Source organism: Xanthomonas sp. JL1, from assembly GCF_038405005.1.
The window spans coordinates 17368-37049 of sequence record NZ_JBBYGR010000057.1 but is presented as its reverse complement, the minus strand read 5'-3'; the positions used below and the strand labels follow the sequence as shown (position 1 = coordinate 37049).

Annotated in this window: 16 protein-coding genes and 3 other RNA genes; 11 read left to right on the top strand and 8 right to left on the bottom strand. The window is 65.4% G+C overall.

Annotation, left to right across the window (positions count from 1 at the left end; genetic code table 11):
- Positions 1 to 42 precede the first annotated feature (42 nt).
- Both cysN and cysD read right to left on the bottom strand, forming a co-directional pair.
- Positions 43 to 1956: a sulfate adenylyltransferase subunit CysN gene (gene cysN, locus WJW29_RS13625; RefSeq protein WP_027704223.1), complete on the bottom strand. Its 1914-nt coding sequence runs from the start codon at positions 1954 to 1956 to the stop codon at positions 43 to 45.
- 62 nt (positions 1957 to 2018) lie between these two features.
- A complete protein-coding gene (gene cysD, locus WJW29_RS13620; RefSeq protein ID WP_011259870.1) occupies positions 2019 to 2927 on the bottom strand; it encodes a sulfate adenylyltransferase subunit CysD in 909 nt (302 codons plus the stop codon).
- 180 nt (positions 2928 to 3107) lie between these two features.
- On the opposite strand from cysD, the gene WJW29_RS13615 reads away from it, so the two are divergent.
- The 3 genes from WJW29_RS13615 to WJW29_RS13605 all read left to right on the top strand — a co-directional run bounded on the left by WJW29_RS13615 (position 3108) and on the right by WJW29_RS13605 (position 7507).
- Positions 3108 to 4955, top strand: coding sequence for an assimilatory sulfite reductase (NADPH) flavoprotein subunit (locus WJW29_RS13615; RefSeq protein WP_011409142.1), 1848 nt, complete (start codon positions 3108 to 3110; stop codon positions 4953 to 4955).
- A 108-nt stretch (positions 4956 to 5063) separates the two neighbouring features.
- The gene (gene cysI, locus WJW29_RS13610) at positions 5064 to 6785 is read left to right on the top strand and encodes an assimilatory sulfite reductase (NADPH) hemoprotein subunit (RefSeq protein WP_011409143.1); all 1722 of its coding nucleotides are present in this window, start codon (positions 5064 to 5066) and stop codon (positions 6783 to 6785) included.
- On the top strand, positions 6782 to 7507 hold the full coding sequence (locus WJW29_RS13605) for a phosphoadenylyl-sulfate reductase (protein WP_011259873.1): 726 nt from the start codon (positions 6782 to 6784) through the stop codon (positions 7505 to 7507). Before cysI ends, WJW29_RS13605 begins: the two co-directional genes overlap by 4 nt.
- Before the next feature lie 135 nt (positions 7508 to 7642).
- Here WJW29_RS13605 and WJW29_RS13600 read toward each other — a convergent pair whose 3' ends face one another.
- The 3 genes from WJW29_RS13600 to WJW29_RS13590 form a co-directional block, all read right to left on the bottom strand.
- Positions 7643 to 9235 (bottom strand): PepSY domain-containing protein, encoded by a 1593-nt coding sequence (locus WJW29_RS13600; RefSeq protein WP_041182222.1) that lies wholly within the window; start codon positions 9233 to 9235, stop codon positions 7643 to 7645.
- Positions 9235 to 11238 carry a TonB-dependent receptor gene (locus WJW29_RS13595; protein ID WP_041182223.1) on the bottom strand — a complete coding sequence of 668 codons (2004 nt, stop codon included), beginning with the start codon at positions 11236 to 11238 and terminating at the stop codon, positions 9235 to 9237. The genes WJW29_RS13600 and WJW29_RS13595 overlap by 1 nt, the downstream gene beginning before the upstream one ends.
- A 194-nt stretch (positions 11239 to 11432) precedes the next feature.
- On the bottom strand, positions 11433 to 11870 hold the full coding sequence (locus tag WJW29_RS13590; RefSeq protein ID WP_012445616.1) for a DUF2946 family protein: 438 nt from the start codon (positions 11868 to 11870) through the stop codon (positions 11433 to 11435).
- A 322-nt stretch (positions 11871 to 12192) separates the two neighbouring features.
- Between WJW29_RS13590 and WJW29_RS13585 the strand changes: the two genes are divergently transcribed.
- Complete coding sequence (locus WJW29_RS13585) at positions 12193 to 13389, top strand: GAF domain-containing sensor histidine kinase (protein WP_011259877.1); 1197 nt, start codon at positions 12193 to 12195, stop codon at positions 13387 to 13389.
- A 103-nt stretch (positions 13390 to 13492) separates the two neighbouring features.
- Positions 13493 to 13566, top strand: a non-coding RNA gene (locus tag WJW29_RS13580) — sX9 sRNA.
- 478 nt (positions 13567 to 14044) lie between these two features.
- On the opposite strand, the gene WJW29_RS13575 is transcribed toward WJW29_RS13580, so the two are convergent.
- Positions 14045 to 14121: non-coding RNA, sX9 sRNA (locus tag WJW29_RS13575), on the bottom strand.
- 248 nt (positions 14122 to 14369) lie between these two features.
- Between WJW29_RS13575 and WJW29_RS13570 the strand changes: the two genes are divergently transcribed.
- A non-coding RNA gene (locus tag WJW29_RS13570) (sX9 sRNA) lies at positions 14370 to 14444 on the top strand.
- 15 nt (positions 14445 to 14459) lie between these two features.
- Here the strand turns inward: WJW29_RS13570 and WJW29_RS13565 are convergent.
- Positions 14460 to 14741 (bottom strand): hypothetical protein, encoded by a 282-nt coding sequence (locus WJW29_RS13565; RefSeq protein ID WP_011259878.1) that lies wholly within the window; start codon positions 14739 to 14741, stop codon positions 14460 to 14462.
- 10 nt (positions 14742 to 14751) lie between these two features.
- A complete protein-coding gene (locus WJW29_RS13560; RefSeq protein ID WP_011259879.1) occupies positions 14752 to 15735 on the bottom strand; it encodes a LysR family transcriptional regulator in 984 nt (327 codons plus the stop codon).
- 168 nt (positions 15736 to 15903) lie between these two features.
- Between WJW29_RS13560 and cobA the strand changes: the two genes are divergently transcribed.
- The 5 genes from cobA (at position 15904) to WJW29_RS13535 (ending at position 19626) form a co-directional block, all read left to right on the top strand.
- Positions 15904 to 17109: a uroporphyrinogen-III C-methyltransferase gene (cobA, locus tag WJW29_RS13555; protein ID WP_011259880.1), complete on the top strand. Its 1206-nt coding sequence runs from the start codon at positions 15904 to 15906 to the stop codon at positions 17107 to 17109.
- Between the two features lie 16 nt (positions 17110 to 17125).
- Complete coding sequence (cysK, locus tag WJW29_RS13550) at positions 17126 to 18085, top strand: cysteine synthase A (protein WP_011259881.1); 960 nt, start codon at positions 17126 to 17128, stop codon at positions 18083 to 18085.
- Positions 18086 to 18108: 23 nt separating this feature from the next.
- Entirely contained in the window at positions 18109 to 18360 is a 252-nt protein-coding gene (locus WJW29_RS13545; RefSeq protein WP_041182224.1) for a hypothetical protein, read from the top strand.
- Between the two features lie 24 nt (positions 18361 to 18384).
- The gene (locus WJW29_RS13540) at positions 18385 to 18891 is read left to right on the top strand and encodes an isoprenylcysteine carboxylmethyltransferase family protein (RefSeq protein WP_011259882.1); all 507 of its coding nucleotides are present in this window, start codon (positions 18385 to 18387) and stop codon (positions 18889 to 18891) included.
- A gap of 195 nt (positions 18892 to 19086) precedes the next feature.
- Positions 19087 to 19626 carry an O-acetyl-ADP-ribose deacetylase gene (locus tag WJW29_RS13535; protein ID WP_041182225.1) on the top strand — a complete coding sequence of 180 codons (540 nt, stop codon included), beginning with the start codon at positions 19087 to 19089 and terminating at the stop codon, positions 19624 to 19626.
- Positions 19627 to 19682: the final 56 nt, after the last annotated feature.

The window sequence follows — 19682 nt, the reverse complement described above, 5'->3', positions numbered from 1 at the left end:
GCGCTCACCTGACGACCGCCTGCGCTGCCGTAGTAGCCGCTGTTAGCGTTCCAGACCCAAATACTCGAGCACGTGGCGCGCCAGTGCCTCTACATTCTCACCATCGGCGTGAAGATGGATCTCCGGCGTTTCGGGCGCCTCGTACGGCGAGTCGATGCCGGTGAAATTGGGAATCTGCCCGGCACGCGCCTTGCGGTACAGCCCCTTCACGTCGCGTGATTCGGCAACCGCCAGCGGCACGTCTACGAACACTTCGACAAACTCGCCCTGATCGAAGCGCTCACGTGCCAGCTGCCGCTCGGCACGGAACGGCGAAATGAAACTCACCAGCACGATCAGGCCGGCATCGGCCATCAAACGTGCCACCTCCGCTACGCGGCGAATATTCTCCACGCGATCTTCGTCGGTGAAGCCCAGATCGCGGTTGAGCCCGTGGCGCACGTTGTCGCCGTCCAGGATGAAGGTGTGATAGCCCAGGGCGTGCAGGCGCTTGTCGACCAGGTTGGCAACGGTGGACTTGCCTGCACCCGACAGGCCGGTGAACCACAGCACGCGCGGCGCCTGGCCCTTGATGCGCGCACGTGCGCTGCGGTCCACGTCCAGATGTTGCCAGTGCACGTTGCCGGCGCGGCGCAAGGCGAATTCCAGCGTGCCGGCAGCCACCGTGGCATTGCTCTGGCGGTCGATCAGGATGAAACCGCCGAGCACGCGGTTGCGTGCGTAGGGCGAGAACGCGATGGGTTCGTCCAGCGCCAGATTGCAGTAACCCACTTCGTTAAGCTCCAGCCGTTTGGCGGCCAGCCGCTCCTGCGTGTTCACATCGACCTTGTGCTTGATCTCGCTGATGCTTGCAGTGACCGTGCGGGTGCCGATCTTGAGCCAATACGGGCGCCCGGGCAGCAGCGCGGCATCGTCCATCCACAGCAGATGCCCAGCGAACTGGTCCGCCACTTCGGGCGGATCGTCGACAGCGGCGATGATGTCGCCACGGCTGATGTCGATCTCATTGCGCAAGGTCAGCGTCACTGCCTGCCCGGCGCGAGCGCTGTCCACCTCGCCGTTGGCATCGAGCACGCGTGCCACCTGCGTACGGCGCCCGGACGGCACCACCACTACTGCATCGCCCACCTGCACCTGGCCGGCAGCGATCGTGCCTGCATAGCCACGGAACTGCGCGTTGGGGCGATTGACCCACTGCACCGGCAGACGCAGGCCGCTACCTGCCTCCGGCGGTTCGAGCTGCACGGTGTCCAGATGCTGCAGCAGATGCGGGCCGCTGTACCAAGGCATCCGAGTCGAAGCGCTGGACAGATTCTCGCCCGCCAGCGCCGATAGCGGAATGCACTGCACATCGGCGATGCCCAGCTGCGCGGCGAGCGCGGCGTAGCCTTGTGCAATGTCGGCGAACACCTGCGCGTCGTAGTCCACCAGATCCATCTTGTTGACCGCCAGCACCACATGGCGGATGCCGAGCAACGACACGATATAGCTGTGCCGACGGGTCTGCGCCAACAAGCCCTTGCGCGCATCCACCAGCACCACCGCCACATCGGCAGTCGACGCACCGGTGGCCATATTGCGCGTGTACTGCTCGTGCCCGGGGCAATCGGCCACGATGAATTTGCGCCGGTCGGTATCGAAATAGCGGTAGGCCACATCGATGGTGATGCCCTGCTCCCGCTCGGCCGCCAGCCCATCCATCAACAACGCGTAATCGATGCTCTCGCCCTGCGTGCCATGCCGGCGGCTATCGCTTTCCAGCGCCGCAAGCTGATCGTCGAACAAGCGCTTGCTGTCGTACAGCAACCGCCCGATCAAGGTGCTCTTGCCATCGTCCACGCTACCGCAGGTGATGAAGCGCAGTAAGGGCTTGGATTCGTGCTGCTGGAGGTAGGCACCAATGGTGCCCGGAGTGAGGAGTGGGGAGTGGGGATTCGCCAGAGCGCTCCCGTCGATCTTTCCGCTCGCCGCGAATTGCTCCTGCGAATCCCGAATGCCGACTCCCGAATCACTGCCCATCAAAAATACCCCTCAACCTTTTTCTGTTCCATTGATGCGCCCGGTGCGTGATCGATCATGCGGCCTTGGCGCTCGGAGCTGGTGCTGACCAGCATTTCGGCGATGACCGCTTCCAGCGTGTCGGCACTGGATTCGATCGCACCGGTGAGCGGGTAGCAGCCCAGCGTGCGGAAGCGCACCGAACGCAATTGCGGGGTTTCGCCTGGATGCAACGGCAAACGCGCGTCGTCGACCATGATCCAGGCACCGTCGCGTGCCACCACCGGGCGAGGGGCGGCAAAGTACAGCGGCACCACCGGAATTTTTTCGCGATAGATGTACAGCCAGACATCCAGCTCGGTCCAGTTGGAGAGCGGGAACACGCGCACGCTTTCGCCGGGCTTGGTGCGCGCGTTGTAGAGATTCCACAGTTCCGGGCGCTGGTTCTTCGGGTCCCAGCGATGGCGTGCATTGCGGAACGAGAACACACGCTCCTTGGCGCGCGATTTCTCTTCGTCGCGGCGCGCTCCGCCAATGGCCGCATCGAAGCCGCCCTGCTCCAACGCCTGTTTCAGACCCTGGGTCTTCATGATGTCGGTATGCACGGCGGCGCCGTGGCTGATCGGGCTGACGTCTTGGGCGACGCCATCAGGATTGATGTGCACACGCAGATCCACCCCGGTTTCGGCCGCACGGCGGTCGCGGAAGGCGATCATTTCGCGGAACTTCCAGCGTGTGTCGATGTGCAGCAACGGGATCGGCGGCCGCGACGGCGCAAATGCCTTGAGCAGCAGATGCAGCAGCACCGAGCTGTCCTTGCCCACCGAATACAGCATCACCGGAGCCCGGAATTCGGCAGCGACTTCGCGCAGGATATGGATGCTTTCGGCTTCGAGCCGGTCGAGATGGGACAGCGGCGGCAGGGTCATCGGACTATCGTGGGTGTCGGCAGGCAGACCAGCCGATGGTTAGGGCAAGGCGTTGCAGTGTGTGCTGCGCCGATGACTGGACGAAATAAGCGGCCGGCATAACGCGATAACGGCTGTTCCTTTCAGGTGGGCGCAACGCTTCCCTAACATCGCCTCTCTCATCCAAGCCACTGGATCCGAATGACCGCCGCCAGTTCCGCGCTACCGCCCAGCCCCTTGCCCGACGAACGCAAGGCGCTGCTGGACCGGTTGGTCGACGGTCTGGACACCGCAGCGCTGTGGTGGCTGTCCGGTTACACCGCCGGGCTGGCGCAGGGCCGGCCGCCGCGCTCGCTGGCAGTGTTGCCTGGTGGACACGCACACGCAATCGCCCAGGAAAGTCAGCGCCTGACCGTAGTCTACGGCAGCCAGACCGGCAATGCCCGCCGCGAGGCCGAGCATCTGGCCGCCGATGCCGAAGCCGCGGGCCTGAACGTGCGCTTGCTGCGCGCCGACACCTACCCCACCCGCGAACTGGCCAACGAGCGGCTGCTGTACGTGGTGATCAGCACCCAGGGCGAAGGCGACCCGCCGGACGATGCCATCGGTCTGGTCGAATTCCTGACCGGCCGCCGCGCGCCCAAGCTGCCCGAGCTCAAGTACGCGGTACTGGGCCTGGGCGATTCCAGTTATGCCGATTTCTGCGGCGTCGCGCGGCGTATCGACGAGCGCCTGGCCGAACTCGGCGGCAGCCGCGTGCAGCCGCGTGGCGAAGCCGATCTGGACATCGACAGCATTGCCGTGCCCTGGCGCACGCAGGCGCTCAAGCATGCCCGCGAGCAACTCAAAAGCGGCCCGCACTCGGCCACCGTCACACCGCTGCGCAGCAGCCCGGCGACGCCGGTGTGGTCGCATCAACAGCCGTTCGCTGCCGAGCTCCTGTCCACTCAGATCCTCAGTGGACGCGACTTCAAGGGTCCTGGCTTTCGCATGTATGCCACGCCCGGCAAGCGCGTGCGGCATCTGGAATTTTCGCTGGACGGCAGCGGCCTGAACTATGAGCCGGGCGACGCGCTGGGCATCCGCCATCGCAATCCGCCCGCGTTGGTGGATGCCGTGCTGCAGACCTTGCAGCTGAACGGCGATGCTGCGGTCACCGTCGGCGAGGAGACGCTGGCGTTGAGTGCCTGGCTCGCCACGCGGCGCGAACTGACCAAGCTGTCGCGGCCGCTTCTCGCCGCTCACGCCGAGCGCGCAGGCGCACAGGAACTGCAAGCGCTGCTCGCCCCCACCCAGACTGCCGGCCTGGCGTCGCTGCTCGCCGATCATCAGGTGATCGACGTGCTGCGCCGCTGGCCGGCGGATTGGGACCATGCCGGCCTGCTTGCTGCGCTGCGGCCGCTCACCCCACGGCTGTACTCCATTGCCTCCAGCCGCAAGCGCGTGGGCGATGAAGTGCATCTGACCGTGGACGAAGTCACCTACCAGGCGCATGGGCATGCGCATCTGGGGTCGGCCAGCGGTTTCCTGGCTGCACTTGCCGAAGGCGACATCGCCCCGGTCTACATCGAACCGAACGCGCGCTTCCGCGTGCCGGCCGATGCCGATCGCGACATCCTGATGATCGGCCCGGGCACCGGCGTGGCGCCGTTCCGCGGCTTCGTGCAGGAGCGCGCGGAAACCGGCGCTAATGGCCGCAACTGGTTGTTCTTCGGCGCCCAGCATTTCAATACCGATTTCCTGTATCAGGCCGAGTGGCAGCTGGCCCTGCAACGCGGCGAACTGCACGCGCTGGAAGTGGCGTTCTCACGCGACCAGGCGGAAAAGCTCTACGTGCAACACCGCCTGCGTGCGCGCGGCGCCGAGGTCTATGCCTGGCTGCAAGGCGGCGCGCATGTGTATGTGTGCGGCGCCACCAGCATGGGCAAGGACGTGCACGCCGCCCTGCTCGACATCGTCGCCAGCCACGGCGCCTTGGATGCCGAGGCCGCCAGCGCGTATCTCACCCAACTCCAGGTGGAGGGGCGGTATGCGCGGGATGTTTATTAATTCAGGGATTGGGGAGTCGGGATTGGGGAGTCGTAGGAGCGGATGTCCACAATCGTTCTGTTGTGTGGGTAATGCCCGCGCGTTGTTGCTGCCAATCCCCAATCACGCATGCCGAATCCCGTCATGAGCCACTCCGTCGAAGACATCAAATCCGAAAGCCGCCGCCTGCGTGGGTCGCTGGAACAGAGCCTGGCCGATGCGGTGACCGGTGCGCTGCGTGAGGATGATCAGACACTGATCAAGTACCACGGCAGCTACCAGCAGGACGACCGCGACATTCGCGACGAGCGGCGGCAGCAGAAGCTCGAACCGGCGTATCAGTTCATGATCCGCACGCGCACCCCGGGCGGGGTGATCACGCCCGCGCAGTGGCTGGCATTGGATGGCATCGCCACCCGCTATGCCAATCATTCGCTGCGCATCACCACGCGCCAGGCGTTCCAGTTCCATGGCGTGATCAAGCGCGAACTGAAGGCCACCATGCAGGCCATCAATGCCACCTTGATCGATACGCTGGCGGCGTGCGGCGATGTCAATCGCAATGTGCAAGTGGCCGCGAACCCGCTGCTGTCGCAGGCGCATGCCACGCTGTATGCCGATGCCGCATGCGTCTCCGAGCATCTGTTGCCCAACACGCGGGCGTACTACGAAATCTGGCTTGACGAAGAGCGCGTGTCCGGCTCCGGCAACGAGGACGAGCCGATCTATGGCGACCGTTATCTGCCACGTAAATTCAAGATCGGTTTCGCCGCGCCGCCGCTCAACGATGTGGACGTCTTCGCCAATGACCTGGGTTTTATCGCGATCCTGCGCGATGGGCGGTTGCTCGGCTACAACGTCAGCATCGGTGGTGGCATGGGCGCCTCGCACGGCGATGCGCAGACCTGGCCGCGCGTGGCCAACGTGATTGGTTTTGTCACCCGCGATCAGTTGCTCGATATCGCCACTGCGGTGGTCACCACGCAGCGCGACTTCGGCAACCGTGCAGTGCGCAAACGCGCGCGTTTCAAGTACACCATCGACGATCATGGCTTGGATACCATCGTGGCCGAGATCGCGCGCCGCGCCGGCTTCGCGCTGCAGCCGGCGCAGCCGTTCGCGTTCGAGCACAACGGCGACCGCTATGGATGGGTGGAAGGCGAAGACGGGCTGTGGCACCTGACCCTGTCGCTGCCGGCCGGCCGCATTGCCGATACCGACACGGCAACGCATCTGAGCGGGCTGCGTGCGATCGCACAGTTGAACGTCGGCGAATTCCGCATGACGCCCAACCAGAACCTGGTGATCGCCGGCGTGCCGGCCAGCGAGCGTGCACGCGTCGATGCGCTGGTTGCGCAGTACGCGCTGGATGCCGGCAATCGCTCTGCCAGCGCCCTGGCGCGCGGCGCGATGGCCTGCGTGGCATTGCCCACCTGCGGCCTGGCGATGGCCGAGGCCGAGCGCTATCTGCCCGATTTCAGCGCTGCATTGCAGCCGTTGCTGCAGCAACACGGGCTGGCCGACACGCCTATCGTGTTGCGTTTATCCGGCTGTCCGAATGGCTGCTCGCGCCCGTATCTGGCCGAGATCGCGCTGGTGGGCAAAGCGCCCGGGCGCTACAACCTGATGCTGGGTGGCGACCGCCGCGGCCAGCGGCTCAACACGCTGTACCGCGAAAACATCACCGAGCCTGAGATCCTGGCCGCACTGGAACCGCTGCTGGCGCGCTATGCCGCCGAACGCGACCACGCCAACGATGAAGGCTTCGGCGATTTCCTCCACCGCGCCGGCCTGATCGCATTGCCGTCTTACCCCACGCACCGTCGCCTCGATCTGGAATTGCTCGCATGACCGCGCTACCTGCCGCATCAATCACCTCTTCCGCGTTGGACGATCTGGACGCGCTCAATGCGCAGCTGGAAGGCCTGCGTGCCGACGAACGCGTGGCCTGGGCGCTGCAGCACGGCCCGCAGGACGCGGCGCTGTCGTCCAGCTTCGGCGCGCAATCGGCAGTGACGCTGCATCTGCTCAGCCAGCAACGCCCGGACATCCCGGTGATCCTGATCGACACCGGCTACCTGTTCCCGGAAACCTACCGCTTCGCCGATGCCTTGACCGAACGGCTCAAGCTCAATCTCAAGGTATATCGCCCGCTGGTCAGCCGCGCCTGGATGGAAGCGCGCCACGGCCGCCTGTGGGAACAAGGCATGGTCGGCATCGATCAGTACAACAACCTGCGCAAGGTCGAACCGATGCGCCGCGCCTTGGACGAACTCAACGTGGGCACCTGGTTCACCGGCCTGCGCCGCAGCCAATCCGGCGGCCGCGCGCAGACGCCAATCGTGCAGAAGCGCGGTGAGCGCTACAAAATCAGCCCCATCGCCGACTGGACCGATCGCGACGTGTGGCAGTACCTGCAGGCGCACGAGCTGCCGTACCACCCACTGTGGGAACAAGGCTACGTGTCCATCGGCGATTTCCACACCACGCGTCGCTGGGAACCCGGCATGCGCGAGGAAGACACGCGCTTCTTTGGCCTGAAGCGGGAGTGCGGCATCCACGAGGATATCTAGCCGCGGCAGCCCACTGCGATGCGCGCTTGTACCGAGGGCGCGTTCATCAGAATGTGCGGCGTCTGCCTGGGCATGCTGCATCCAGTCATGATCGCAACGTACTGCCATCAGCGCTTCGGCATCGGCGCGCGCCCATCATCCTGCTGCCGCATCCGCTTGCGTACGCTGCATCCAGTAACGATCCAATACCCACATCAGCACGAACGACAGGCCGACCAGCGGGAAGATCAGCCCGCACAACACCAGCAGCACCAGCAGGCCGCGTAGCGTCCGTGGATCGGCCGGCAACGGCGGCACGCCCAGCCCTCCGCTTGGGCGGCGCTTCCACCACATCACCGCCGCGCTGACGCACAACAGCACAATCGCCAAGCAGGCGAACAACAGGATCAACTGGTTGGCAGTGCCGTACTGCTGCCCCAGGTGCACGTTGATGCCCCATTCCAGCAGCTTGGCCAGCGGCCCGTAGTCGCGGTAACGCATGTCCAGCAGCACCGTGCCGCTGTATTGATCCAGATGGATCACGCGCTGACGCTGCAGATCGGCCGGATATACCGTCGCGGTATAGACCCCGATCGCACCACGCGGCGGTGCCACGCTATATCCCGGCAGGATGCCGCGTGCATCGAAGCGCGCAATCGCCGCATCCAGGCCGATCGCTCCCCGTCCCGGCCCAGCAACGCCGCCGGCATCGCCATTGGCAGCATGCGCGCTATCTGCCGAGTGCGCGTGTTGGGCTGACTGCTCTGACTGGGCTATGTGCTCTTCGTGCTCTTCGTGGTCTGCATGCCCTGGGGCTACCGTGCGCGCCGTGTGCCCGGAGTACTCGTTGCCTAACTGCAGCCCATTCGCGTGCTCGCCATGCAGCGGCTCATCCCCCCCTTCAGCCAGGCGTGCAGGCAACACAGACTCCGGCAAGCGCGCCTGCCGCAACGACCACGCCGGCTCACCACTGTCTGCCAACCGTTGTTGCGACATCGGCTGCTGCACACGCAACCCGGCGGGATAGCCAAAATCATGCCCATTGGCCCAGCGATTGACCTGCGCACCCCAGAGCCACGACCACGGCATGCCGGTCAGCGCCAGGAATAGCAGGATCGCGCCACCCCCGGCACCGGTCACCGCATGCAGGTCGCGCCAGAACAGTCGCTGTTTCGGCTTGCCACGCACACTGATCACCACGCCACGTCGCCCGCGCGGCCACCACAGATACACACCGGTGAGCACCAGCACGATCGCCCAACCGCCCGCCATTTCGATCAGGCCACGCGCATATGGCCCGACCAACGCCAGGCTGTGCAGCCGGCGGATCGTCCAGCTCAGCGTGCCGTGCTCCGGCAAGGCGCCCAAGACCCGCGCACGGTATGGATCGACATAGACCACCCGCCGCGCCCCATGTGCATCTACCAGCCCGATCTCGGCACTGGCATCGGCGCGCTTGGGCGTAATGTAGACAAACAAGCTTCCGCCGTAGCGCTGTTGTGCAGCGGCGACCAACTGCTGTGCAGGCATGCGCGTATCGCCTACCGGCACCACCTTCAAATCATGGTGCACGCTGCGATCGATCGCGCCCTGATACAAGAACGCGGCCCCGGTCACCGCCAGCCAGATGATGAAAGGCAGCACCAGCAGTCCGGCATAGAAATGCCAGCGCCATACCGCGCGATAGAAGCGCCAGCGGCTACCTTGGCGTGCCTCGGCGACGCCACTGCCGTCCGTCATTGCATGCATCAGAAGCTCCAATCCCACGACAGCGACAACGCACGCCCATCGCCGGGCGAATAGCCGGAGGTGCCGCTGTCGTACCAGGCGTACACATACGCACGATCGGTGACATTGCGCAGCTGCAGGCTGAGCGCGTTGCGCGCATCCACATTCCAGCGCGCGCCCAGATTGAGCAAGGCATCGCCACCGGCACGGCCCAGCGTATTGGTGCGCTCCAGATAGTAATCACCTTGCGCGTTGCCCCAGGCGCTCAACTGCACCGCCGAACTGAGCTGCCACTCCAGCCCGGCGGTCGCCAGCCAGTGCGGCACGTTTTCGATCTCCTTGCCGCGCGTGGCCGGTGCGCTCGGATCGGGGGTGGCGATCATGGCCTTCTGCCGCGAATACGATACCCATGCGCGCCAGTGCTCAGCCGGCTGCAGGTTGAGCTGCGCATCCCAACCGCGCCGCAACGTGCGGCCGACATTGGCCACAGCGCCAATGCCCACCACGCCATTCACGCCAAGAACGGTCGCCACTTCACCGGATGCGCGTTGCTCCCAATACGCCAGGCGCCCATCCACCAGGGTCGACGGTGCGAACTTGAAGCCGGTCTCCCAACCGTCGTTGATCGATGGCCCCAGATCGCCGGACTGGCGACGGTAGGCACCATCGCCGCTGCCGATCTGGAACGTGCGCCCCCAGTTCGCATACACGCTGCTCTGCCCGCCCACGCGGTAGCTCGCGCTGAACTTGGGTTGCTTGATGGTGCCGTAGTCATAGGTCGGCGCAACGCTGCCGGCCAGCACATCGTGCAACTGCCCATCGACGCGGTCGATGCGATACCCCGGCACCAGCTGCAAGCGCGCAAACGGCGTCAGCACCGCCTGGACATACGCACCACGTGTGCGCAGGTCGTAATCCCAATCGCGCAACTGCGCACCGCGTACGCGGGCCACGGTGCGGTACCGCTGCGACTGATTTTCCTGCCACTGCGCATCCACGCCGGCTTCGAGATTGGCATTGAGCGCGCCCCAGTCCGGCTGCCAGTTGCTACGCAGCAACAGCCCGCGATGGGTCTCATCGGTATCGCGTTCCTGCTGCAGGCCGGCAGCAGAAAACCGCACCCAGCGCTGATTGCGGTAGTCGTTCTGGTAGGCCTTGGCGCTCCATTGCGCCTGCTCACCGAGCTCGCCGTCCGCATGCAACGCGGTCTGACGCAGGCGGCGCTGGCTGCGGTCGTTCTGCGCATAGTCCGGCGAGCTACGCGGCGCCGCACGCGCGGTGGCGGCGTCCAGATAGCCGGCTTCCAGTGCATGGTTGTCGTAATAGCGCGTGGTGAGTCCGGCGCGGAATGCACCGTCCGGGTCGGTGTAAAACCATTTGCCCGCTACGCTGCGTTTACGCGCATCGGCATGATCGCGATAGCCGTCCGAGTCGCGCCAGGCCAGCATATAGTTCTGGCTCCATGCGCCCTGCTCGAAACCTTTGCTGAGTTGCACCTCGCGCGCATCGAAGCTGCCGGCCGTCACGCTCAAGCGGCCATCGTTGCCGCCGGTACGGGTCAGCACGTCCACGCTGCCGGCAATGGCGTTCAAGCCATAGCGCGCGTCGTTGGTGCCGCGCACGATCTCGATCGCGCTGATGTCCTGCGGAAACACGGCATCCAGGTACGGCATGGCGCCGGCATTGTCGTTGCTGGGAATGCCGTCGATCAGCAGTTTCACCGCATTGATGCGCCCCTCGCCATTGAAGCCGCGGAACGAAAACCGCCCTGCATCCGTGCCCATGCGGAACTGGGTGACCTGCACCCCGGGCGCACGCATCAGCAGTTCCCAGCTGTAGTCCACGTGTTGATCGTGCAGCAGCTCGCCGCCGATCACATCCACCGAGCTCAACACGCGCGCCGTACTCGGACTGCGCTGCGCGTGTTCGCGCACCTGCACCTTGCCCAGCGTCAGTGCCGCATCCTGTGCCTGCACATGGCATGCCGGCCCCCACACCAGCGCCAACGACGGCGCATACCACATCGTTTTCAACAACCTTAGACGCATGACCAACCTTTTGCCGTGGCAGCACGGCCGCATAGCCGTGCGCTGCCAACACCGTGGCGCGCATTGGCATCACTCGCATAGGGAGCGGGTCGTCCGCGAGGCCCGGCAGCGACGCCGACAGCTCAGGCGCGTACTAGGCACAGCTGCATGACGCCCGCGCAGGGGCAACCTTACGCGGGCAGCGGGGGGCCACGTGCGCCGAGCGCAGCCCACCGAAAGACCGAGCGTGCACTTGCCTGGATGTGCGCCGGAACCGGTGTTGGCCGCAGCTGCAGCAGGCACAGCAATGCCACGATGAGCAATGGCAGCACGCGTGCGGCCAACACGCAGTAGTCGCAGGCCTCGCCATGTATCGCTGCGTCGTGGCTGCCGGGATGCTGCGTCGCCAACGCGGCGCCGGGGTGCGCCTGCGCAGCGATGACGGGCGGTTCGTATCGATGATCGGCATGCAGCCAGCTCGCTGCCGACACTGCCGGGGCACTCATGCACATCGGCTCGGTCGACTGCGTCTGGCTCCAGCGGCTGATCAACGGAGCCACCAGCATCAGCACCACCGCCAGACAGGCAAGCAGGGGCAATAACCGGTGGCGACGGCACGAACGCAGCATACCGCGCAGTGTAAGCCGCCATGTCACCGGGTGCGATGGCCGTGACCAACGCGCGACTGGATGTCGCACCCGGCCGGGCCAGCGGCATCTGACGACCGACGCCTGGGCATGCGCGGGCAGCCGGCACGCCCGCCGCCGACGTGGCCCCCGCCGCCGCCGCCGCGCGCTGCGCAGCCAACCCCGCTCCCGGTCACGCCGACCTCACCTGCGAGCCGTGCTCCAGCGAGGCAGTCACATTTTCATCCCACCTCCGTGACCGCAGACACATGTGGGGCCTTGTCATGCCCTATGCTTGCGGCTTAACACTCTTTAATTTGCGCGCATGAGTACCGTCCTGTCCAATCTCGCGGCCGAGCCGCTTCCTTGCGCACCCAAGCCCCTTAGCGAAGCGCTCCGTCTCCAGGCGCTGCAAAGCTACGGCATTCTCGACACACCGCGCGAAGCGGCGTTTGAAGACATCACTCGGCTCGCCTCGATCATCTGCCAGACGCCGATCGCGCTGATCAGCCTGGTCGATGCCGACCGCCAGTGGTTCAAGAGCGAACTCGGGATGGGCGAGCGCGAGACCCCGTTGTTCAAGTCGATCTGCGCGCATGCGCTGCTCGACAACGATGTGCTGGTGGTGCCCGACACGCGCGAAGACATCCGCTTCTCACGCAATCCGCTGGTCACCGGCGAAGCGCCGCTGTACTTCTACGCGGGCGCCTTGCTGAAGACGCCTGACGGCCTGCCGCTGGGCACGGTCTGCGTCCTGGACCGGAAGCCGCGTCAGATCACCGATGAGCAGGTGGAGGCCCTGCGCGCACTGGCACGCCAGACCATGGCGCATCTGGAATTGCGCCGAGCATTGGCGGCCGCCGAAGAATCCGATCGGTATCGCAGCCGCCTGATGGCCATCGCCGGGCATGATCTGAAGACTCCGCTGCGCACTGCCGCCTACGCCATCGACAAGATGCGCCGGCATGCCAACGTCGATTCCATCCCGCCCCTGGTGACTGCGCGCGATGCGATCAGCCTGGTCGGCCGCAGCATGGACGAGCTGGCCGCTCTGGCGGCCTCGAGCAAGGCGGCCATGCCGGACCTGCAATCGCTGCAGCTGGAAGACGTGCTGCATTCGGTTCTCGGCGTGTGGCGGCAGCCGGCCATCGACAAGTGCCTGGCACTGCGCCATGTGCCTACCTCGCTACGCGTGCGCAGCCATTCCACCTTGCTGACCACCTTGATCGGCAACCTGGTCGGCAATGCCATCAAGTACACCGAACGCGGCCGCGTGCTGGTCGGCACCCGCCGCCGCCCCGGCTTTGCCGTGGTGGAAATCATCGACAGCGGCATCGGCTTGAATCTGGAGCAACCCGAGCAGATATTCCAGGCGTTTCGCCAAGCCGACCCCCGTAGCGACGGCTTGGGCATTGGTCTGTGGATCGTGCATCGCACTGCCGAGACATTGGGATGCGAGGTGGGTGTGCGCCCACGCCCGCAAGGCGGCACCTGTTTTTCAGTGCGGATTCCGCTGGCTTGAAGGTCTGGGGCTTGCAGATTGTTTCGGCAATCTGCGGCTTTAGAGCGGCTAACAAAATGACTGCACAGTCGTCAGGTGGGTGCGGCCGGTGCTCGGAATCGGCATGTACCACGCGTCCACTGCGGTTCTGAGCACGCCGTCCGCGCCCGCCTTGCGGCTCGCTACGTTTTGTTAGCTGCTCTGAAAAAAAAGCGGATCCGGGCTCCCGACCCGGATCCGCCACCAAACACGCCAGGTCTCTCCCCAGGGACCCGGGTGCGCCAGCCGCTCTGTGCAGAGCCTCGTGCAACAGGGATGCGACAGCGCTAGCAACCCTTCGACGACACTGCGAAGCACACCGGCTAATGCGATCAACCGCATCGCCGGCTCTGCGCCGTCCACCCCTAGACGTTCGAGAGTGTCGCGTCATGGCTGCTATAAGGGTTTTCGACACGGCAGCGCGCAACTTGATGCGTTGCGCAGACGCCGACTGCGTAGCCCCGACACGGGTGAGGGAAATCACCGACAGCCCGTGCCACGGGTCTGCCGAGCAAGAGAACATCACATTGATTCCGCAGGATTTTTTTCGGCACCGTTATGCCGCAACGCAACAAGCGCAAACAGCGAACACAACCCTAAATTCCCTGGGCAGCCCCCCCCCGCAACCACTAAGGGCGGCTAACAAAACGTCGCGAGCAGCTGTCAGGCGGGCGCAGACGGCGCGCTCAGAGCCGCAGTGGACGCGTGGTGGATGCCGCACCGGTCGCGCCCGCCTGTCGGCTGCGCAATCATTTTGCTAGCCACTCCAAGCGAACGCGGCCGTGATGCGCAGCGAGCAAGTTTCAACGTACCAGCGTCCTGCACCCACCAATCCGCTGGTTTCCGGAAAAGCCGCGTCGGGTTGCGTCAACGCCAGCAGCACGTGCAACCTTTCTCAACCGGTTCAAAACAGCGAACTGACCAACCCCGGCCGCAGCGCACGGCCAGTGCTCAATATCCGCATGCACCACGCGTCCACCTCCGTCGCTGTGCGCAGTCCACACCGCCGGACGACAGCCCGCTACGGTCTGTTGGCCGCTCGCATCGCAGCTTCAGAGCCCGGACGCATCTCCATCCTGGCGTGCAAACCACGCCGCCGAATGCACATCCTCGGCTGCGACTTCAAGCGCCTTGCGCAGTATGTCCAGCGGAATCTGCACGCGCGTGTCGCCCACTTGCAACGCTACCCACAACGCTTCGTCGCGTGGGTCGGCCAGCACCGTCAACACTTCATGCTCTCGGCCCGCAATGCTGGCCGAGAGTTGCAGCGACATGCCGCCGTCCGGCTCGGACGACCACAGTCTGCTCAGTGCGGGACATAGCGGCTCAGTCATCGCAGGCCAGTCAGCTGGTGATGGTCTGGGTCAGCGATTCCCAGGTCGGCGGCAATGGCCAGTTCGGCGCCTGATTGCCGTCCAGTACGCGGCGCAGGTCGCGCTTGTCGATTTGCGGCGCGAGCACATGCACCAGGTCCAATGCGTAGTCGCGCAGCACGCGGTCGCGTGGCAGCACCGCCCAGGCGATGCACTCTGCAATCGGTGCGGGCGCCGGCCAGGCGCGTAGATCTTTGTCGAAGGCATTGACCGCCATCTCCGCCACCAGGCCCACGCCGAGCCCGGCACGTACGTACGTTTTGATGAGATCCGCGTCCAGCGCGGTCAACGCGATGCTCGGCTCCAGACCCATCTGCGCAAACGCGCGCTGCAGCGATGAGCCCGGACGCGTGGAAGAGTCGTAGCTGATCAGCGGATGCTCGGACAACGCGTGCATTTCCGGCGCCGTGCGCGGGTGATCCAACGCATGCCCGCGCGGCACCACCACCAGCCGCCGCCAGCGGTACAGCGGCACTGCAATCCCGGCACTCGGCTCGCCGCCGGCAGTGCTGACCACGGCAATATCCGCATCGCCCTGGCCGAGCAGATCCAGCGCCGCACTTTCGGCAGCCTGTTGCAAATGCACGCTGACCTGCGGGTAGGCGTTCTTGATCTGCGCCACTGCCGGCGGCAGCACGAAGCGCGCCTGGGTGTGGGTGGTGGTCAGGGTCAGCTGGCCCTGGCTTTCGCGGCGCTGGTTGGCCGCATAGGTGCGGATATTGTTGACCTCCGACAGCACCGCACGCGCACGCTCGATCACTTCCACACCGGCTGGCGTTGCCCCATCCAGGCTGCGCCCCTTGCGCACGAACAACAGAAAGCCCAGCTCGTCCTCCAGCTGCTTGAGCTGCTTGGACAGGCCGGGCTGGGTCGCGTGCACGCGTCCAGCGGCCAGCGTGATGTTCAGCTCGGCATCGGCGATGGCCACCAGATAGCGAAGTTGGGTCAGCGTCATGGGCTCATATCCAAAAAAGGCGCGACGCGCTACAAGGACTTCGACTTTAGAGCAGTTCTCCGTTCAAGCTTATAACCGAACGCTATTTTTAGGGTGTATGAAGTCATTTCCGACAGCTATTAAGCCGGCGTTACGGTCTGACCCTCCCTTCTGGATGCCTTCGTTCCCGTGGCCTCTGCGTTCCCATTGCTTACCGACCTGCGTGGCCGTGCCGTCCTGGTGGTCGGCGGCGGTGCCGATGCCGAACGCGCCACCGCCCAGTTGCTGCAGGCCGGTGCGCTGCCGCTGGTCGGCGCGCCCGAGCTCACCGCGCAGTTGCGGCGCTGGGCGCAGTCCAGGCAACTGCGCTGGCTGGAAGGGCGCTTCGACACGGCATGGCTGGCGCTGCCCGATCAACCGGTGTGGCTCGCCATCGCCGCCAGCGAATCGGCAACGCTCAACGACGCCATCCGCCATGCAGCAAACGCCCGCCGGCTGCTCACCCACGATGCGGCGCCTGCCGCGTCCGCAACGGCTCCTGTGCGCCCCCCCGCGCCGCGCAGCGCAATCGGCACGCTGGCACCTGGCAGCGTCAGCCTGGTCGGCGCCGGCCCCGGCGATCCCGGCCTGCTCACCCGGCACGCGCTGCGTGCGCTGCGTCAGGCCGAGGTGGTGCTGCACGACCGCCTGGTCAGCCCGCAGATCCTGCGCCTGGCACGGCCTGGCGCGCGTCTCATCGCAGTGGGCAAATCGGCGCAAGGCCACAGCACCCGGCAGGAACAGATCCACGCGCTGATGCTGGAACATGCCCGCGCCGGCCACCGCGTGGTGCGATTGAAGGGCGGCGATTCGTTCGTGTTCGGTCGTGGCGGCGAAGAGCTGGAATTCCTGCGCGCGCACGGCATCGGCTTCCAGGTGATTCCCGGCATCACCGCCGCCGTCGCCTGCGCCGCCTATGCCGGCATCCCGCTCACCCATCGCGACCACGCGCAATCGCTGCGACTGATCACTGCCCACTGCAAGGATTCACTGGACACGCTGGACTGGCACGCGCTCGGCCAGGAACGCCAGACGCTGGCCTTCTACATGGGCGTGGCCGGTCTGGATGCCATCCAGCAGCGGCTGCTGCAGGCCGGGCGCGCCGCGTCCACCCCGTTCGCGCTGGTGGAAAACGGCTCACGCCCGCAGCAACGCGTGATCACCGGCACGCTCGCCAGCCTGGCCACTATCGCCCGGCAGCACGCCGTCGCCGCACCGGCATTGCTGATCCTGGGCGAAGTGGCGGCGCTGGCGCAGACGCTGCATTGGTTCGGCAACGCGCCGCTGAGCGCCCCACTACTGCCGCACTCACCTCTCGCAACGCCCGACACGCCCACACTCGCCCACGCAGCCTGATCCCGACGGAGACTCCATGGCCCTGTACGACAACATTCTCGACACCATCGGCCATACCCCGGTGGTCAAACTCCAACGCCTCGCCCCGGACAACGTGCGCTTGTACGTCAAGGTGGAATCGTTCAATCCCGGCGGCTCTGTCAAGGACCGGCTGGCGCTGGCAATCATCCTCGACGCCGAACAGCGCGGCCTGCTCAAACCTGGCGACACCATTGTCGAAGCCACCTCCGGCAACACCGGCGTGGCCTTGGCCATGGTGGCCGCAGCGCGCGGCTACAAGTTCGTCGCCACCATGGTGGAAACCTTCTCCATCGAGCGCCGCAAGCTGATGCGTGCCTATGGCGCCAAGGTCATCCTGACCCCGGCTGCCGAGCGCGGCAGCGGCATGGTGCGCAAGGCCAAGGAACTGGCCGAACAGCACGGCTGGTTTCTGGCCAGCCAGTTCGCCAATCCGGCCAACACGGCTTACCACCGCAACACCACCGCCGCCGAGATCCTGCGCGATTTCGCCGGCCACCGGCTGGACCACTTCGTCACCGGCTGGGGGACCGGCGGCACGCTGACCGGCGTGGGCGAAATACTGCGCGTTGCGCGCCCGGAAGTGCGCATCACCGCCTCAGAGCCGGCGGGCGCCGCCTTGCTGCAGGGCCAGGACTGGAAGCCGCACAAGATTCAGGGCTGGACCCCCGACTTCGTGCCCGAGGTGCTCAACCGCGATGTCGCCCATGAAGTACTGAGCGTGGAAGACACCGACGCCATCACCGTCGCGCGGCGCCTGGCTGCCGAAGAAGGCATCTTCACCGGCATTTCCGGCGGTGCCACCGTCGCCACCGCGCTGCAGGTGGCAGAAGGCGCGACGCCCGGCGCTGTGATCCTGGCGATGCTGCCCGACACTGGCGAACGCTACTTCTCCACGCCCCTGTTTGCCGACGTCAACGAAGGCTCCGACGACGATTGGCTGGCCGGGCTGCCCTGACGCATCGCGGTGGATGCCGAGGGATGAAGCCGCGCGATGCGCGGTTTTTTTTCGACCGAGATGCGCAGGGCCTGTGCGCCCGACGCGATGCATCGTGGCGGGCAATCGGCGGCCTTGGATCCGAGACCGTTCCGGCTATCGGCTATCGGCTTCGCAGCATGACCGAGGCACGCGCGACAGCGCAGGTGCGGAGCAAAACCGCGCGCAAGTCCCCCCTGCTTTTGGGGCTCCAGAACGCCTGCACTCCCGCCGATGTCAAGGAAACGTTAGGATAACGGCCGCAATGTAGGGAGAGATGTGTGAGCAACCGGCCGTATGGACACAGCGACACCCCTGCCTCGCGGGCGCCGTGGCTGGTGAAGATGACCTCCCCGGTCCATTTTGCGCTGGCCTTGGGTCTGGGCGCGTGGTTGCAGGATGCGCTGGAGCTGCCTCTGCCCGCTCCCATGCCGCTTGCATGGATCGAACTGGCTGGCGGCGGCATCGCCTGTCTCGGCCTGGCGCTGGCGGTGAGCTGCTTCGTTCTGTTTGCGCATCGGCGTACCACCATCATGCCGAGTGGCCATCCCTCGCGTCTGGTGCTGGATGGTCCGTATTGCTTCACCCGCAACCCGATGTACCTTGCGCTGGTGCTCAGCTACGTTGGCCTCTGCCTGCAGCTTGGGCTGCTGTGGGCCGTCGCGCTGGTGCCGCTGCCATGGCTCGCACTGCAGCTCTATGTCATTCCGTTTGAAGAGGCGCGTCTGCGGGCCGAATTCGGCCGTCATTACAGCGACTATTACGCGCGCGTGCGCCGCTGGTTGTAACGCACGACACGCACAAGATGTGCGCGGCAATTGATGCAGCCGATCGCTCCGAAGAGGCGCTGGATGGCGTCGAACGGCGCAAATTCCACCCCGTGCGACAGTCGCAGCGGATGAAATGAATGGCCGCTAGCGTGAGGGTTCCGAAGCGTGCTCCCCATCACGCACCCATCATGCAATTCGCATAATTATCTTGCCATGAGAATCGAAGTCTGGCAAGGCGACATCACCGAACTCGACGTCGATGTCATCGTCAACGCCGCCAACGAATCACTCCTGGGCGGGGGCGGCGTCGATGGCGCCATCCACCGTGCCGCTGGCCCACGTCTGCTCGACGCCTGCAAGGCATTGCCGCACGTGCGGCCGGGCGTGCGTTGCCCCACCGGCGAAATCCGCATCACCGACGGTTTCAATCTGAAGGCACGCCATGTGTTCCATACCGTCGGCCCGGTGTGGCGCGACGGCAAGCACAACGAACCGGAACAGCTGGCCAACTGCTATTGGCAGTCGCTGAAGCTGGCCGAGCAGATGTTGCTGCACTCGATTGCGTTCCCGGCGATCAGCTGCGGCATTTACGGCTATCCGCTGCATCAGGCAGCCCGTATTGCCGTGACCGAAACACGCGATTGGCAGCGCTCGCACAAAGTGCCCAAGCACATCGTGTTGGTAGCTTACAACGAGGCAACCTACAAGGCCTATCAGCAGGCGTTGGCGACGCAGGAAACTGCCGCGGCCTGACCCTTGCTGGGCGTCGGTGCGATGTCGCATCGACCGATTGAATTGAAGCGAATCGT

Coding starts and splice junctions, on each gene's coding strand:
- cysD (WP_011259870.1), bottom strand. CDS start 2,927: ATGACCCTGCCGCCGCTGTCCCATCTCGACCGGCTCGAAGCCGAAAGC.
- WJW29_RS13615 (WP_011409142.1), top strand. CDS start 3,108: ATGACCGCCGCCAGTTCCGCGCTACCGCCCAGCCCCTTGCCCGACGAA.
- cysI (WP_011409143.1), top strand. CDS start 5,064: ATGCCGAATCCCGTCATGAGCCACTCCGTCGAAGACATCAAATCCGAA.
- WJW29_RS13605 (WP_011259873.1), top strand. CDS start 6,782: ATGACCGCGCTACCTGCCGCATCAATCACCTCTTCCGCGTTGGACGAT.
- WJW29_RS13600 (WP_041182222.1), bottom strand. CDS start 9,235: ATGCATGCAATGACGGACGGCAGTGGCGTCGCCGAGGCACGCCAAGGT.
- WJW29_RS13595 (WP_041182223.1), bottom strand. CDS start 11,238: ATGTGGTATGCGCCGTCGTTGGCGCTGGTGTGGGGGCCGGCATGCCAT.
- WJW29_RS13590 (WP_012445616.1), bottom strand. CDS start 11,870: ATGCTGCGTTCGTGCCGTCGCCACCGGTTATTGCCCCTGCTTGCCTGT.
- WJW29_RS13585 (WP_011259877.1), top strand. CDS start 12,193: ATGAGTACCGTCCTGTCCAATCTCGCGGCCGAGCCGCTTCCTTGCGCA.
- WJW29_RS13565 (WP_011259878.1), bottom strand. CDS start 14,741: ATGACTGAGCCGCTATGTCCCGCACTGAGCAGACTGTGGTCGTCCGAG.
- WJW29_RS13560 (WP_011259879.1), bottom strand. CDS start 15,735: ATGACGCTGACCCAACTTCGCTATCTGGTGGCCATCGCCGATGCCGAG.
- cysK (WP_011259881.1), top strand. CDS start 17,126: ATGGCCCTGTACGACAACATTCTCGACACCATCGGCCATACCCCGGTG.
- WJW29_RS13545 (WP_041182224.1), top strand. CDS start 18,109: ATGAAGCCGCGCGATGCGCGGTTTTTTTTCGACCGAGATGCGCAGGGC.
- WJW29_RS13535 (WP_041182225.1), top strand. CDS start 19,087: ATGAGAATCGAAGTCTGGCAAGGCGACATCACCGAACTCGACGTCGAT.